Annotated in this window: 12 protein-coding genes; 9 read left to right on the forward strand and 3 right to left on the reverse strand. The window is 71.8% G+C overall.

Features of this window, described 5'->3' with window-relative positions; genetic code table 11:
• Window positions 1-7 precede the first annotated feature (7 nt).
• Entirely contained in the window at window positions 8-1,153 is a 1,146-nt protein-coding gene (locus ACW9TB_RS05155) for an acyl-CoA dehydrogenase family protein (RefSeq protein ID WP_472746761.1), read from the forward strand.
• Between the two features lie 150 nt (window positions 1,154-1,303).
• Here the strand turns inward: ACW9TB_RS05155 and ACW9TB_RS05160 are convergent, their stop codons facing one another.
• Window positions 1,304-1,882: a CGNR zinc finger domain-containing protein gene (locus ACW9TB_RS05160; RefSeq protein WP_472746762.1), complete on the reverse strand. Its 579-nt coding sequence runs from the start codon at window positions 1,880-1,882 to the stop codon at window positions 1,304-1,306.
• Window positions 1,883-2,095: 213 nt separating this feature from the next.
• Here ACW9TB_RS05160 and ACW9TB_RS05165 point away from each other — a divergent pair, with 213 nt between their 5' ends.
• The 7 genes from ACW9TB_RS05165 to ACW9TB_RS05195 all read left to right on the forward strand — a co-directional run bounded on the left by ACW9TB_RS05165 (window position 2,096) and on the right by ACW9TB_RS05195 (window position 11,470).
• Window positions 2,096-3,676: an aldehyde dehydrogenase family protein gene (locus tag ACW9TB_RS05165; protein WP_472746763.1), complete on the forward strand. Its 1,581-nt coding sequence runs from the start codon at window positions 2,096-2,098 to the stop codon at window positions 3,674-3,676.
• Window positions 3,677-3,681: 5 nt separating this feature from the next.
• A complete protein-coding gene (locus ACW9TB_RS05170) occupies window positions 3,682-4,185 on the forward strand; it encodes a type II toxin-antitoxin system RatA family toxin (RefSeq protein ID WP_472746764.1) in 504 nt (167 codons plus the stop codon).
• Window positions 4,172-5,194 (forward strand): ketoacyl-ACP synthase III family protein, encoded by a 1,023-nt coding sequence (locus ACW9TB_RS05175; protein WP_472746765.1) that lies wholly within the window; start codon window positions 4,172-4,174, stop codon window positions 5,192-5,194. The genes ACW9TB_RS05170 and ACW9TB_RS05175 overlap by 14 nt, the downstream gene beginning before the upstream one ends.
• A 52-nt stretch (window positions 5,195-5,246) precedes the next feature.
• A complete protein-coding gene (locus ACW9TB_RS05180) occupies window positions 5,247-6,410 on the forward strand; it encodes a 3-deoxy-7-phosphoheptulonate synthase (protein ID WP_472746766.1) in 1,164 nt (387 codons plus the stop codon).
• Window positions 6,411-6,468: 58 nt separating this feature from the next.
• Window positions 6,469-8,859 (forward strand): non-ribosomal peptide synthetase, encoded by a 2,391-nt coding sequence (locus ACW9TB_RS05185; RefSeq protein ID WP_472746767.1) that lies wholly within the window; start codon window positions 6,469-6,471, stop codon window positions 8,857-8,859.
• 310 nt (window positions 8,860-9,169) lie between these two features.
• Window positions 9,170-10,462 carry a 3-hydroxybenzoate 6-monooxygenase gene (locus ACW9TB_RS05190; RefSeq protein ID WP_472746768.1) on the forward strand — a complete coding sequence of 431 codons (1,293 nt, stop codon included), beginning with the start codon at window positions 9,170-9,172 and terminating at the stop codon, window positions 10,460-10,462.
• 132 nt (window positions 10,463-10,594) lie between these two features.
• A complete protein-coding gene (locus ACW9TB_RS05195; protein WP_472746769.1) occupies window positions 10,595-11,470 on the forward strand; it encodes a bile acid:sodium symporter family protein in 876 nt (291 codons plus the stop codon).
• Window positions 11,471-11,490: 20 nt separating this feature from the next.
• Here the strand turns inward: ACW9TB_RS05195 and ACW9TB_RS05200 are convergent, their stop codons facing one another.
• Both ACW9TB_RS05200 and ACW9TB_RS05205 read right to left on the reverse strand, forming a co-directional pair.
• Window positions 11,491-14,694: a BTAD domain-containing putative transcriptional regulator gene (locus ACW9TB_RS05200; protein ID WP_472746770.1), complete on the reverse strand. Its 3,204-nt coding sequence runs from the start codon at window positions 14,692-14,694 to the stop codon at window positions 11,491-11,493.
• 253 nt (window positions 14,695-14,947) lie between these two features.
• A complete protein-coding gene (locus ACW9TB_RS05205) occupies window positions 14,948-15,157 on the reverse strand; it encodes a 2TM domain-containing protein (protein WP_472746771.1) in 210 nt (69 codons plus the stop codon).
• Window positions 15,158-15,282: 125 nt separating this feature from the next.
• On the opposite strand from ACW9TB_RS05205, the gene ACW9TB_RS05210 reads away from it, so the two are divergent.
• On the forward strand, window positions 15,283-16,080 hold the full coding sequence (locus ACW9TB_RS05210; RefSeq protein ID WP_472746772.1) for an alpha/beta fold hydrolase: 798 nt from the start codon (window positions 15,283-15,285) through the stop codon (window positions 16,078-16,080).
• The last annotated feature ends 42 nt before the right edge of the window (window positions 16,081-16,122 follow it).

Raw genomic sequence — 16,122 nt, forward strand, 5'->3', positions numbered from 1 at the left:
ACAGGTTATGAACTTCGACTTCACCGGTGAACAGCAGGCACTCGCCAAGCGGGTGCGGGAGTTCGCGGCCGACAGGGTCGCCCCGTACCGCCGGGAGAGCGACGTGCGGCGCGGTTACCGTCCCGGGCTCCTCGCCGAGATGGGCGAGGAGGGACTGTTCGCGCTGCGGGTCCCCGAGGAGTACGGGGGGCGCGGGCTCGACGCGGTGAGCGCGGGCATCGCCCTGGAGGAGCTGGCGGCGGCGGACCTGTCGGTCTGCTACCCCGTGCTCAACGCCGCCCTCATCGGCGGCGTCCTGGCGGCGAACGGTACGCCGGAGCAGCTGGCGGGCTGGCTGCCGCCGATCGCCACCGGCGAGGCGATCGTCGCGCTCTGCCTCACCGAGCCGGGACACGGCACCGACGCCGCGAACATCGGGATGCGCGCCGAGCCCGACGGCGACGGATGGGTGCTGAGCGGCGAGAAGACCTCCATCATGATCGCCGCCTACGCCACGCACGGCCTCGTCTTCGCCCGTACCGGGGGGCCGGGGGCGCACGGCATCACCGCCTTCTACCTCCGCCTGGACGAGGCCAGGGTGAGCCGCGAGGTCCTCCCCGACCTCGGCTGCCGGTCCGGCGGGCGCGGCAGGCTCGTCTTCGACGGCGTCCGCGCCGGTCCCGGGGACGTGGTCGGGCATCCGGGGCTCGGCTTCGCCGCGGTCATGCGCGGGTTCGGCGTCTCGCGGGCGCTCATCTCGCTGATGGCACTCGGGGTCGGCAGGGCGGCGCTCGACGAGGCCGTCGCCCACGCGGGCGCCAGGGAGGCGTTCGGCGGGCCCATCGGCAGGTTCCAGGGGGTCGCCTTCCCCCTGGTCGAGCACGCGACCATGCTCCACGCGGCGCGGCTGGTGTCGTACGAGGCGCTGTGGCGCGCCGACGGCGGCATGGACCCGCGGATCCCCTCCAACATGGCCAAGTGGTGGGCGCCGAAGGCGGCGATGGAGGCCGTTCACCAGTCCCTGCTGACCATGGGCCACCTGGGCTGGTCGGAGGACGGGCCGATCGCGCAGCGGCTCAGGGACGTCATCGGGCTCCAGCTCGCGGACGGCACCGCGGCGGCCACCAAGCTCGTCGTCGCGAGAAAACTCCTCGGCCGGGAGAACGCGCCGTAACACTTCCGGCTCCACCCGGCCCGCCAGGCTCGGCCTGCCGGGCTCGGCCCGTCAAGCTCAGCCCGTCAGGCTCGATCCGTCAGGATCGGCCCGTCGGGCTCAGTTCGTCGGGATCGGTCCGTCAGACTCAACCCGTCCGGGGCGGGGCGGTCAGCTGGTCTCGCCGTGGGCCCGTTTCGCCTCGCGGTAGGTGCGCATCTTGGCCCGTGTGCCGCACACCGCCATCGAGCACCAGCGGCTGCCCCGGTTTCGCGACCGGTCGTAGAAGATCCACTCGCACCGGTGCTCGCCGCACGCCTTGAGGCGCTGCCAGGAACCGTCGGCGACGGCACCGGCGACGGCCGCCAGCACCCTGGCCAGGGCCCCGCGTACGTCGGTGAGCGCGGGCCGAAGACTCAGCCCCCCGTCCTCCCCGTCGAATCCCACGACGAGCGGGCAGTCGCGCGCGATGTGCTCGACCGTGCGGCGGGCCTGGAGGTCGGGGGGCCCGCCGTTGTTCTCCCGCAGGAGCGCGCGCAGCGCCTCCCGCAGGCTCACGGCGTCACGGCGGTCCAGCTCGCCGGGCTCCACCCGCGGGTCATCGAGGCCGTTGCGTTCCAGCCAGACGGTGAGACCCTCCACGGTGGCGAAGTGGTCACGCCCGAACTCCACGTTGACGCTGTTGACGAACGCCTGCACCAGCGCGAGCGGACCCGGTGCCACGGCTCTGTCTCCCGGTTGTCGCTTCACCCGAGCAACTTTACTACCGAACAGCATTCGACGGTAGTACGGCACCAGCGCCCACCGGATCTATCCGTGACACTTCCCCTACGTTTCGCGTTCGCATCCCGAGAAGCAGGTCTTATCGCACCCCCGTTGTCCCGTCCTGGTTACCGCCTTAGCGTAATTGATGGTAACGGGAAAATCACCAACCGCGACATACGGAGTGCGAAGGGAAACGACGTGACGACCAGGGTCTATCCCGCCTACATCGGCGGCAAGGACATCACCGGCGACAGCGGGAAGTACGTCCACACGGTCACCACGCGGGCCGTGCTGGAGGACACCTTCCCCAGCCTGAGGCTCAAGCGCGACCTTGACCTGGGCGTCGTCGACATCGAATCGGCCGGGGACGTCGTCGCGGGAGCGTGCGCCGTCGCCGACGAGGAAATGATAGATCTGGCCCTCGAATCGGCGGCCCGTGCCGCTCCCGAATGGGCCCGCTTCCCGCTCGCCACCCGGATGGAGATCGGGTACCGCATCGCGGAGCGCCTCACCGAGCACCGTGACGAGCTGGTCGAGATCCTCGTCGCCGAGGGGCAGCCCCGCTCCCTCGCCGAAGGCATGGTCGACGGGATCCCCCTCACCGGCTGGAGCCGGGAGACGCTCGAATGGTGCGCCGCGCAGATGCGCTTCGACCGGCACGACGGCGACCGCGAGATGACCCTGCGGCGCGTCCCCGACGGGGTGGTCTGCATCAACCCGCCGCAGAACGCCGCGGTCGCGAACGCCCTGTTCGGCGTCACCGCCCTCCTGGCCGGCAACGCCGTGGTGGTGCGGGCGCCGCGCGGGATCCCGCTCGCGGTCATGTACACGATGCGGGAGATCGTGGCGCCGGTCCTCGAAGAGGCGGGAGCGCCCCCCGGCACGCTCAACGCGCTCTGCGGGCCCCCGATGCTCGACGCCTGGCTGGCCAGCGAGCACGTCGACGACATCGTCTACATCGGGGGCAGCAAGAAGGGGCTCGCGCTGGAGCGCGACTGCGTCGCGGCGGGCAAGAAGCCCATCCTGGAGCTCGCGGGCAACGACTGCTTCGTGGTCTGGCGCGACGCGGACCTGGACGTCGTGGTGGAGAGCCTCACGCAGTTCTTCACCCAGTCGGGCCAGATCTGCAACGTGCCCAACCAGGTGGTCGCCCACCCCGCGATCGCCGACGAGCTCGTCGAGCGGCTGACCGTGGCCGTGCAGAAGATCCAGCCCGGATACCCCGAGGAGCGCGGCGTCGTGCTCACCCCGGTCCTCATGGTCGACGCGTTCCACGCCTGCGTCGCCCAGGCGCTCGGGAAGGGCGCGAAACTCGTCCACGGCGGCCGTCGCCTGGAGGTGGACGGTTCCCCGTCGGAGACCGGGTTCTTCCTCGAACCGACGATCCTGCGGGTCGACGGGCTCCGCGGCTCCAGGGCGCTGTGGGTGGTCCGCGACGAGACCTTCTTCCCCCTGCTGCCGGTCATCGTCCCCGAGGTCACCGGGACGGACGAGGACCTGCTGGAGGAGGTCATCGGGTTCGTGAACGGCAACGCGTACGGCCTGCGCAACTCCTTCTGGGCGACCGGCTCCGAGGTGATCGACCGGTTCGCCGAGGGGGTCGTCAGCGGCGGCCAGCTCAAGATCAACGATTCGCACGCCGGCTTCCTGCCGTTCCTCCCCACCCACGGCGGGACCGGCCTGACCGGTGGCGCCTTCGGGGAGGCGAACTACCTCATGCTGCGCGCCTCGCACCTCCAGGGCGTCAGCATCGTCCGCCCGGCGACCGACACGGAGTAAATACCATGACATCTCGTACTTTCAAGGCAACGGTGTGGTGCTCGGCCGAGGACCTGATCGAGCAGCTCGGCGACGACCGGGCGTTCCCGGTGTGCGCCCCGGACATCCTCTCCGTCGAGGACATCGGCGGCGGGCTCCGCCAGTGGGTCCTCGCCTTCCGAGGCGGCACGGCCGAGTGGGTCCAGCACAGCCGCGACCTGGTCGGCGCGCAGCCGTACCGGATCGAGTTCGAGCAGGTCACCGGCGACTTCCAGACGTTCAGGGGCTCCTGGACGACCGAGAGCCTCGCCGAGGGCTGCGAGGTCACCTTCGAGGTCGACTACTCCACGAGCGTCCCGCACCTGGCGGGCGCGATCGACACGGCCGTCGGGCGGGTGCTGCTCCGCAGCGTCCAGCGGATCCTCGACGGGATCTGCGGGCCGATCCACATCACCGAGGGCGGCGAGTACCTGTGGGACGTCCCCGAGCCCTCCGGCACGGAAAGGACTCTCAGCGATGCGGTTCGATGACATCTGGATCTCCGGCACGGGCGGCACGCTCGGCGACCTGGTGCCGATAGAGCGGGCGATCGAGGACGGCTCGTACGCGGCCGACGTCGCGGAGAGCACCGGGATGGTCTCCGTCGCCCAGTCCGCCGACGCTCCCCCCAAGATGGCCGTGACCGCGGGAAGGCAGGCGCTCAAGGAGGCCGCCGCCCACGGGACGGAGATCGGCCCCGGCACGCTCTACCTGCACAGCCACAGCCACTTCCAGGGCATCGACATGTGGCCCGCGGCCTGCTGGATCGGCGGGGAACTGCTGGGTACCCGGATGGCCGGGATGCCGATGACCGTCTCGGCGGCGTCGAACGGCTCCCTGGCCTGCCTGGAGATCGCGGCGAGCATGCTGTCGGGACGCCCCGACCTCCCCTCGGCCCTCATCACGGTCGCGGACCGGTTCGCCCCTCCCGCCAACCGCTGGTACCTCTCCCCCGGCATGGTCTTCGGTGACGGTGCCGCGTCGGCGGTGGTCACCCGCGGCGGCGGACGGCTGAGGCTCCTGTCCTGCGTCTCGGAGACCGACGCGGCCCTCGAAGGACTCTCGCGCGGCGACGAGCCGTTCCGTACGGCCCCCGAGCCGGAGCCCGACATGAGGCGCAGGACCAGGGAGTTCCTGGCCCGCGGCGAGCTGTCGCTGCGCGACGTCCGCGCCAGGTCGGCGGCCGGGACCGCGGGCGTCGTCTCCCGGGCGCTGTCCGACGCCGGCCTGTCCATGGACGAGATCGACTGGCTCGTCACACCGTTCGTCGGACGGGCCCTGTTCAAGGAGAGCTTCGTCCGGCCGCTGGACGGCGTTCCCCCCAACACCCTGGCCGAGCTCGGGCTCACGATCGGGCACCTCGGCCCCGCCGACCAGCTCTACGGCCTTGACCACCTGCTGAGAGAGGACCTGCTGGAGCCGGGGGCCCGGGTGCTCCTCATCGGCACCGGGATGGGATTCACGTTCTCCGCGGCGGTTCTCGCGGCGGACGGCGCCTGACCACTCCACCGGGCGGACGACGCCTGACCACCCCACCGGAAGGACCCCCGCAATGACCGCCACCCAGACCCCCGGCGCGCTGCCCGCCCCCTCCCTCGACTCCCGCGTCACCCCGGTCGACCGGCTCCTCCCTCCCGCGGCACTGCGGGAGGAGATCCCGGTGTCGCCCGTCGCGGGAAGGACCGTCCTCGGCGGCCGGTACGAGGTCGCCCAGGTGCTGAGCGGCGAGGACGACCGGCTCGTCGTGGTCGCCGGCCCCTGCTCCATCCACGACCCCTGCGCCGCCCTCACCTACGCCGAGCGGCTGTCCGACCTCGCGCGGCGGGTGTCCGGCTCGCTCGTGGTCGTCATGCGGGTCTACATGGAGAAACCGAGGACCCGCCTCGGCTGGAAGGGGCTCATCAGCGACCCCCACCTCGACGGCTCGCACGACCTCAACAGCGGGCTGCGCCTGGCGAGAAGCCTCATGGTCGACATCCTGGAGACCGGCCTGCCGATCGGCTGCGAGTTCCTCGACCCGCTGACCCCCCGCTACTTCGCCGACGCCGTGTCCTGGGGATCGATCGGTGCCCGCACCGTGCAGAGCCAGGTGCACCGGCAGCTCACCAGCGGGCTCAGCATGCCCGTCGGCATCAAGAACGCGACGAGCGGCCACGTGGAGGACGCGGTCGACGCCATCGTCGCGGCCTCGAAGGGGCACGTGTTCCCGGGCATCGACGACGAGGGCGTCGCCTCGGTCGTCGCCACCAGCGGCAACCCCGAGTGCCACGTCGTCCTGCGCGGCGGCAGCACGGCCCCGAACTACGGCCCCTCCGACGTGGCGAGCGCCCTCGACCTGCTGGAGAACGCGGGACTGCCCCGGCGCCTGTTCATCGACGCCAGCCACGGCAACAGCGGCAAGGACCACGAGCGGCAGCCCCACGTCGCCGCGGACATCGCGCGGAGGATCGCCGGTGGGGAGACCGGCATCGCCGGGGTCATGCTGGAGAGCTTCCTCGCCGCGGGCAGGCAGGACCTGGTCCTGGGGCGGACGGACCGTCTCGCGTACGGGCAGAGCGTGACCGACGCCTGCGTGGACTGGGAGCAGACCACCCGGACGATCCAGGAGCTCGCCGAGGCCGTCGAGGCCGGGCGTTCCCTCCGGCGGGCCGGTGCCGAGGACACCCCCCTGCCCGCCGAGCCCGCCCTCCCCTCCCCGCTGCCGGTCCTCACCTGAGAGCAGCCGAATCCGCCCGAGACCCCCGAACCACGCTATTTCGAGAGGAACGATCCTCATGGACACGACCACCTCATCGCTTCCCCTCGCCCGTCCCGCCGGTGACGGCCGGTCCGGAGAGCCGCACCGGCACCGCGTCCCCGTCCCCGGGAAGGCCCGGCCGCACCGGGAGACGTACGCGGTGGCGGCCCTCGCGGGCCTGCTCCACCGCTACACGGGGGAGACCGACCTGCTGATCGGGCTGACCGGACACCGGGCCCGGCCCGGCCCCGCCGAGACCGTCCGGGTGCGGGTGTCGGGTGACACGACCGCCGCGGACCTGCTGGCCGCGGTCGCCGCCACCCGGGCGGAGCCGTCCACCGGCGAGACCTGCCACGCCGCCGTCTCCACGGGCGACGTCCCCACGAACGACGTCCCCGCAGATGACGTCTTCACGAGCACCGGGGAGCCGGGGCACCGCGCCGCGCTCACCGTTCTCACCCGGGACGGGGACGGCCTCGACCTCGTGATGTCCCCGGCGGAGTTCGACGCGGACGCCGCCGCCCAGTACGCGCTGCACCTGGGGCGGGTCCTCGACGCCCTCGCGGCCGACCCGTCCGTCGCGCTGCGGGACGTCCCCCTGCTCACCGAGGAGGAGTCGCGGCGCGTCCTGGTCGACTGGAACCGGACCGACGAGCCCGTACCCGGCCTCTTCTTCCACGAGGTCGTCGCGGACATCGCGCGCCGGACGCCCGACGTGGTCGCGGTGGCCTGGCCCGGTGGACGGCTGACCTTCCGCGAGCTCGACGACCAGGCCAACCAGCTCGCCCACCGGCTCGCCTCGGCGGGGGTCCGCCCCCGCGACCGGGTCGGCGTCTGCTTCCCGCGCGGCGCCGAGAGCCTGGTCGCGCAGCTGGCCTGCTTCAAGACGGCGGCGGCGGCGATCCTGCTGGACCCCGAGTTCCCCGACGACCGCGTCCGCTTCATGATCGAGGACGCCTCGGCCGCGGTGGTGCTGACCATGACGGCCCACGAGTCCAAGGTGGCCGGGATCCGCCCGGTGCTCTCGCTCGACGACGCGGACTGGCACGACGAGCCGACCACCCCGGTCAGCGAGCCGGTGAGGGCCGAGGACCTCATCCACATCTGCTACACCTCCGGCTCCACGGGGGTGCCCAAGGCCGTCATGGTGCCGCACGGCGCGGCCCGCAACCTCATCTACAGCATGCGCGTGATCTGCGGCATCACCGAGAGGTCCCGTGGGACGTGGCTGGCGGCGCCCGGCTACGGCATGGTGGAGGTCGAGTGCTTCTCGGTGCTGGCCGCGGGCACCACGGTCCACATCCCCGAGCCGTCGGTCGTGACGTCGCCCGAGCGGCTGCGCGACTGGCTCGTCTCGGAGCGGATCACCCACACCCTGCTCATGAAGGCCATGGCCGAACGGCTGTGGACGCTCCACTGGCCCGCCGAGACCGAGCTGGTCAACATCAGGATCTGCGGCGAGCGCGTGCAGTCGTGGCCCTCCGCCGACCTCCCCTTCCACGTGTTCAACCTGTACGGCTCCGCGGAGGCGACGGTGGTCGCCACCTGCGACATCACCCAGCTCGGCGTGGACCTCGGCGAGGAGGGGCGCGCCCACCGCCTGCCCCCGATCGGGCGGCCGACGCCCAACGTCAAGGCGTACGTGCTCGGCGAGAACCTTGAGGCCCTCCCGCCGGGGGTCGTCGGGGAGATCTTCGTGGCCGGTGAGAGCCTGTCGGAGGGCTACCTGGGCCGGCCCGAGGCCACCGCGGAGAAGTGGCTCGCCAATCCGATGGACCCGGTCCGCCACCCGGTGCTGTACCGGACGGGTGACGTGGCGCGCTACTGGACCGACGGGAGCATCGAGATCGTCGGCCGTACCGACAACCAGGTCAAGGTGCGCGGCAACCGGGTGCACCTCGGCGAGATCGAGGCCGTCCTGGCCGCCCTGCCGGGCGTCGGCCAGGCGGCGGTCCTCGCCAAGAAGGACGGCCAGGGAGACGTCCAGCTGGTGGCCTACATCGAGCCGGGCCCCGGGCCCGTCCCCGAGGTGCGGGACATCCGGGAGGCGCTGCGGCGGACGCTTCCCTCGTTCATGGTTCCGGCGGCGTACGTCGTGGGCGGTCTCCCGACGACGACGAACGGCAAGATCGACCGGACCGCGCTCCCCGAGCCGCCCCGGTCCCGCCCGGACGTCGGCAGCCCCTACCAGGAGCCGCGCGACGACATCGAGCGGTCCCTCCAGGAGATCTGGGCGAGGACGCTGGAACTCGACGGCATCGGCATCCTCGACAACTTCTTCGAGCTGGGCGGCGACTCCCTGCGCGCGGCCCGCCTGACCGACCGGATCCGCGAGACCTTCGACGTCGACACCGACATCGACGACCTGTTCGACGACGCCAGCATCGAGCGGATGGCCCACACCATCGCGGCGGCGAAAAAGAGCTGACCGCTGATTCCCGCGAAAAGAACCGGCGAAAAGGACCGGCCCCGGAGAATATCCGAGCCGGTTCTTTTCCTTTCCTCCATCACTTTTCACGACACCTGAAAACTCGCCTTTCCTTCTTGTTCACACCCCGAGAAGAATGTCTTATCACCGACCCGTTGTACCGCCCTGACCAGCGACATACCGTTATAAACAACAGACAGAAGAATGGCCGTTAAACGAAGACGGAAACCATCCCGTACGCGGGACCGAGGGCGTCTTCGACATCGCCGAACTGGCGGGCCGTGGCCTGGCCCTGAAGGGATGACGGGACATGGCGGAGATTCTCATCGCCGGTGGTGGCATCGGCGGTCTCGCGGCGGCGCTGGGCGTCGCAGGCCGGGGACACCGGGTGACCGTGCTGGAACGCCGGACCACGTTCGCCGAGCTGGGCGCCGGAATCCAGCTGGGGCCGAACGCCTTCCACGCGCTCCGCTGCCTCGGTGTCGGCGAGACGGTACGCGACCGGGCGGTCCTCATCGACGAGCTGCGCTTCATGGACGGCACGACGGGCGAGCGGGTGGCCAGCATGCCGCTGACCGGCGACTACCGAGGCCGGTTCGGCAACCCGTACGCGGTGGTCCACCGGGGTGACCTGTACCAGCCGCTGCTCGACGCCTGCCGCGCGTCCGGCGACATCGAGCTGCTCGGCGGCCGTCAGGTCACCCGGTACGAGCAGGGCCCGGCCGGTGTCACCGCCGTCACGGACGCGGGAGAGCGGTTCACCGGGGCCGCCCTCGTCGGAGCCGACGGCATCCGCTCGGCCGTCCGCCGTCAGCTCGTCGGAGACGGCCGGCCCCGGATCTCCGGGCACACCATCTACCGCTCGGTCATCCCCATGGAGAAGGTCCCCGAGGAGCTGCGCTGGAACACCGTCACCCTCTGGGCGGGCCCGAAATGGCACTTCGTCCACTACCCGATCGGCGGCGGGAGGTTCCTGAACCTGGCCGCCACCCGGGACGACGACGCCCGGGAGGAGGTGGCGGGCGAGCCCGCCGACAGGTCCCGCGTGCTGGACGAGTTCCCCGGCCTGAGCGACACCGCCCGCGACCTCCTGGAGCTGGGCGAGGAGTGGCGGACCTGGGTCCTGTGCGACCGCGACCCGGTCGACCGCTGGACGGACGGGCGGGTCGCCCTGCTCGGCGACGCCGCGCACCCGATGCTGCAGTACGCCGCCCAGGGCGCGTGCATGGCGCTTGAGGACGCGGTGGTGATCGGCAGGCTGCTCGACTGCGACGAGGACGCCATCACCCAGCGCCTGGAGAAGTACAACGCCGAACGACGCGAGCGCACGGCCAGGGCCCAGCTGGTGGCCCGCGAGATGGGGACGCGGCTCTACCACCCGGCGGGCGCCGAGGCACGGGCGCGGAACGAGATGCTGTCCTCCTTCACCGTGGACGACCTGCACGACAGGGTGGCCTGGCTACACGGCGCCCGCGACTTCGGCGCTGGCTCCGGCCCCAGCTCCGGCTCTGGTTCTGGCCTCAGCTCCGACCTCGGCTCCGACTCCGGCTCCGGCTCCGGTTTCAGTGAAGAAGCCGCCCGGGAGGCGAGTCTCGCTCGCTGACCGCCCCGGCGGCACACGGGGACGGTCCCGTCGCGCCGTTGCCGACCGAGACGAGGCCCCCGCACGTATCCCCACGCCGTTGTGCGGATGCCCGTGTTCACGCCACAGGGCACGTGCCCGAGAATGTCCGCCATGGATTCACCCGTGGTCTTGGCCAGCCTGCCCTACGCTCTCGGCATCGTCATGCTCGGCCTGGGCCTCAGCCTGACCTTGGACGACTTCCGGCGGGTGGGCCAGTACCCGAGGGCGGTGGTGGTCGCGCTGCTGTGCCAGCTCGTGCTGCTACCGGCGATCTGCTTCGGCCTGATGCTCGCCTTCCGGCTCCCTCCGGAACTCGCGGTCGGCATGCTGGTGGTCGCGGCGTCACCCGGCGGCCCCACGGCCAACCTGTTCAGCCACCTGTTCGGCGGGAACGTCGCGCTCAACGTCACGCTCACCGCGATCAACTCGGTGCTGTCCGCGGCCACCCTGCCGATCGTGGTGAACCTCTCGGCCGGGTACTTCCTCCCCGGCGCGGCCGGTATCGGGCTGCAGTTCGACAAGATCCTGCAGGTGTTCGTGATGGTGCTGCTGCCGGTCGCGGTCGGGATGCTCGTGCGCGCGCTGACGCCCAAGGTGGCGCGGCGGCTCAACCTCCCCGTCCGGATACTGTCGGTCGTGGTCCTGCTCGCGGTCATCTTCGCCGTGCTGTACGGGGAGCGGGAGAACCTGGTCGGCTATTTCGTCTCGATCGGGCTGGCCGCGCTGGCCTTCAACATCGTGAGCCTGCTGGTCGGCTACGGCGTACCGCGCCTGGCAGGCGTCGACCACCGCGCGGCCGTAGCGGCCGGGTTCGAGATCGGCATCCACAACACCGCGCTCGCCATCACGATCGCGCTGAGCCCGACGCTTCTGAACAGCGCCGAGATCGCCATCCCGGGCGCGGTCTACGGCATCGTCATGTTCTTCACGGCGACCGGATTCGGCCTGTTGATCACCCGTCGAGCTCGGACGAGCCCGTCCCGGTAACCGTTCACAGGGCGGGGCGGTCAGAGCTCGGCGAGGAACCTCTCCGCGCGGCGGGCGAAGAGGTGGGACTCGCGTTCGCCTGACCGGTCGCGGGCCTCCTCGGCGGCGGCTCGTACGACGTCGGCGGGTTCGCCGAGGGCGTGCAGCAGGCGCGCCCGCAGCAGCAGGACGAGTCCTTCGGCGTAGCGCTGGCCGTAAGCCTCAAGGGCCTGGGCGGCCCGGTCGAGGGAGACGCCCGCCCGGTCCGGCATCCCGGCGGCCAGCCACATCTCGGCGATCAGGCCGTGGTGGTAGGCGACGCCCCACCTCGGCGGGTCGACCAGCGTCCCGGTCAGGAGCTGTTCGGCCTCCGCCGCGATACCGGCCGGGTCCTCGCCGGTGAGGGCACGGGCCCAGTACCAGTTCAGCCGTACGTAGTGCTCCTGCTGGACGGCGGCGCGACCGGTGCCCACGGTCATCCACCGCTCGATCGTGCGCATCACCCAGTCCGCGTCACCGGCCATCGAGGCGATGATGGTGGTGTAGTAGGCCCAGGTCGCGACCCCGTACGGGTCCTCGGGGCCGTTCCACTTCTCGATCATGGTCCCCGCCGTCCCCGCGTCACCGTGCAGTGCCGTCACGACGGCCTGCCAGCCGGGCCACTCCCCCGAGACGTCACGCCGGATCGGGGTCTCGCTGTGCGAGGAGACGACCCCGTCGAGAAGGGCGGGGTCGTTCCCCATGAGGCACCGGTACGCCTCGCCGATGTCGCCGATGTCCCACTGGTGCAGGCCCCAGGCCTGCCGCCCGTACGCCCGGACGACCGGATCGGAGGACGCCTCCCCCTGCTCGTACAACCGGCGGACCAGGCGGACGCGGTCCCACTCCAGGAAGGTGTAGGCCCCGAACAGGCGGGCGAAGAGGAGACCGGCGGCGTCGACCTCCCGGCCGAGCTGGCGGGCCAGGTGTTCCGCGCGCTCCAGCAGGTCGAACGTCGTGCCGCCGAACCCGGCCTGCCGGCGCGGGGCGATGGCGAGGAGGGAGAGGGCGGACAGTTCGAGTTCCGGGAGCCCGGCGGTCCGCGCGATCTGGGCGGCCGACTCCAGGTGCCGATCGGCGGCGGCGAACGCGAGCTTGGCCGTCGCGCGACGCCCGGCCCGCTTCAGCGCCTCCACGGTACGAACCGGGTCGGCGAGGGGACCGGCGGCACACAGGTGGAAGGCGAGGCGTTCGGTGATCGACTCGTCGTCCGCCCGGCTCTCCTCAAGCGCGTCCGCGACCCGCAGGTGCAGCCGGACGGCCCGCAGCCGCGCCGTCGTCTCCGTGACCGACTCGCGGACCAGGTCGTGCGCGAAGCGCCACGAGAACGGGTCCTCCGGCCCCGTTTCGAGCAGGCCGAGCGCGCGCAGCGGTTCGAGGCGTTCGAGGCAGTCCGCGACGTCGGCACCGGCGGCGCGGGCGAGCAGGCCGAGGTCGACGTCGCGGCCGATCAGCGCGGCGACCCGCAGCAGGTCGCGGGTGCCGTCGTCGAGGTCCGCCATCCGGTCGCGGACGACGTCCCGTACGGTGGAGGGCACCCCGGTCCGGGCCGACGCGTCGCCGTCGCCGAGCGCGCCGCGGTCGCTGAGGAGCCGCGACAGCTCGCGGACGAAGAACGGGTTACCTGCGGTGCGGTCGTGGATGTTGCGGGCGATGTCCGCGCCGGGTTCGCGGCCGGTCTCGCGGCGGATGAGTTCGGCCACGTCGGCGAGGCCGAGCGGGCCGAGCCGGATCCTGCGGTGGCTGGGCAACCGGCTGGCGGCGGCCAGTACCCGCGAAAGGTCGGAGCCGGGCGTGGGCGCGCGGTCGCGAAGGGCGCCGATGATCGCGGTGCCGGTGGGGAGCCGTCCCGTCAGGTGGCCGAACAGCTGGAGCGAGGCGGCGTCGATCCATTGGAGATCGTCCATGACGAGCAGCGTCGGCCGTTCCGCCGAGGCCTGGCCGACGAAGCCGACGACCTGCTCGAACAGGCGGAACTGGGCGCGTCCGCCGGAGAGCGGCGGCGCGGCGTCGTCGTCGTGGGCTTCGAGGAGGCGGCCGACCTCGCTGGCCAGCCACTTCTCGCGCGCCGGTGCGGGCAGGCTGTCGAGGACGACGGTGAGCGCCTGCTCCCACGGCCACATCGACGGTGTTCCGTCGCCCTCCGAACAGGAGGCCCAGGCGACCAGCGCGCCCCGGCGGCCCGCGACGGCGGCGACCTCCTCCAGCAGGCGCGTCTTGCCCGCGCCCGGCTCGCCTTCGACGATGCCGAGCCCGGTGCGGCCGGTGAGCGCCGCCTCGACGGCGTGCCGCAGCACGCCGAGTTCCTCGTCCCTGCCGACCAGACCGGCCGCCCGCCTCCCCGGCGCGCGGTCCCCCTCACTCTCCGTGCTCGTCACCACCGGCGACGCCGGGGTCCGCGTCAGCACCCGCAGGTGCGCGGCCTGCAGCTCCGGGCCGGGGTCGATGCCGAGTTCGTCGACGAGACGGTCACGGACCGTGTGGAACGCCGCCAGCGCCTCCGCCTGCCGTCCGGCGGCGCCGAGGGCGGTGACGAGAGCGGTGTGCACGGGTTCGTGGAACGGCGCCATCGACGCGGCCAGCCGCAACGGCGGGATCACCCGCTCCGGCCGACGCAGCGACACGGCCAGCTCGGCCGCCGCCACGCAGGCGGCGTGGAACTCGTCGTCGAGCGCGGCCAGGATCGCCGTCGCGGTCGTCCCGTGGGGGAATCCGTCCCCCGCCGGGCCCTGCCAGAGGCGGAGCGCCTCGACGTAGTGGCCGAGCGCCACCTCGCGAGCCTGGCGGGCGAGGGCGGTCCGGGCGGCTTCGAGGAGTTCCCGGAACGTGACGAGGTCCAGCGTGCCGGGACCGGCGCTGAACACGTACGCGTTGCCGCGGAGACGCAGGTACGTCCCGGCCGACCGGGCGGGGATCGCGGGTTCGAGCAGCCGCCGCAGTGCCCCGACGTACTTCTGGATGACGTTGAGCGCGCTGGCGGGGGCGTCGTCGGCCCAGATCAGGTCGATCAGCTCTCTCGTGCTGACCGGACGGCCCGCGCGCGCCAGGAGCAGGACCAGCAGCTGTGCCTGCTGCCGGGGTCCGGCGTCCAGCTCGACGCCGTCGCGCCACAGCCGCAACGGGCCGAGGACCTGCAGGCGCAGCGAACCGGCACCGGCCGACGGGCCTTCGCCGTCGAGCCGGGTGGGAGGGGCGAGCCCGGTCACGTCTGTCGGCTCCCGGCTGGGTGTTACGGATTCGTCCACGTGCGGCCCGTGTCGGACCGCAAGGTGCACTAATCCTAACTAACCCGGGATTGGTGACAAAAGAGCCGGTCGACCGGGACCGGGCCCGCGGGGGTGGACGACGTCACGTGAGCGTGTCACGGCACCGGCACCCGGTTCGTCGTACGGTGTTCGATTCGGGCGGCGGGAGTGGCCCGGCCGGAAAACCGGCATCCGGGAGAAGGGTGTTTCCCGCCTACGGTGTCCGGCCCGGGTGGCGGGAGACGCCCCAGGCGTGGAAGGCCAGGCCGGCGCCCCAGAAGACCATCGACCACAGGGGCCAGAAGAAGTGCTCCGGGTCGTAGACCGACCACACCACGACCTGAGCCAGATTCGCCAGGACGTAAAAGAGCAGGTGAATCCGCAGGCCCCATTTTCTGCCGCTTTCACTTTTCGCCGATCTCATGCCCGGAAAACTAATTCGGCGTACTTGACGAACACTGAATCGCTCGTTCAGTGTTCGTCAACCACCGGGGCCCTACATTGATCCGCGTTCGAGGTGCGAACACCACACATTGAAAGGCCCACATCATGACGACGACTCGTAGGGCGATGCTGACCGGATCCGCCGCGGTCGCGACCGGTGCCCTGCTGGGAACATCCGAGGCGCAGGCACACCCCCGGCCGGAACCCAGGACCAAACCCACGGTGGTCCTCGTGCACGGCGCGTTCGCCGACGCCTCCGGCTGGAACGACGTCGCCGCCCGGCTCATCCGCGACGGCTATCCGGTCATCGCCCCGGCGAACCCGCTGCGCGGCGTGGCCTCCGACTCCGCCTACCTGGCGAGCGTCCTCGCCACGCTCGACGGCCCGATCGTCCTGGCCGCGCACTCCTACGGCGGAATCGTCATCACGAACGCCGCGGTCGGCAACCCGAACGTGAAGGCGCTCGTCTACGTGGCCGCGTTCGCCCCCGACGAGGGTGAGTCGCTGCTCGAACTGCAGACCCGGTTCCCGGGGAGCAGGCTCAACGAGACGGCGCTGGACTTCCGCCCCTACGGCGGGGGCCTCGTCGACGGGTACATCAAGAAGGAGTTCTTCCACGACGTCTTCGCCGGTGACGTGCCCGAGCAGGCCACCGACCTGATGCGGGCGAGCCAGCGGCCCGCCGACTCGCGCACGCTGGGGGAGCCGTCCGGCGCCCCGGCCTGGAAGACCATTCCCTCCCACTACCTCGTGGCCAGGAACGACAGGGTGCTTCCGGCCGAGGCGCAGCGTTTCATGGCGCGGCGGGCCGGGTCACAGGTCCGCGAGGTCGGCGCCTCCCACGTCGCGATGATCTCCCAGCCCACCGCGACGGCCGACCTCGTCAAACGCGCCGCGCGCTGACGCCCCGCCTCCCCCATCAGCCAACGCCTGATCCGAACCCGA

This window comes from Streptosporangium sp. H13245, assembly GCF_055690525.1.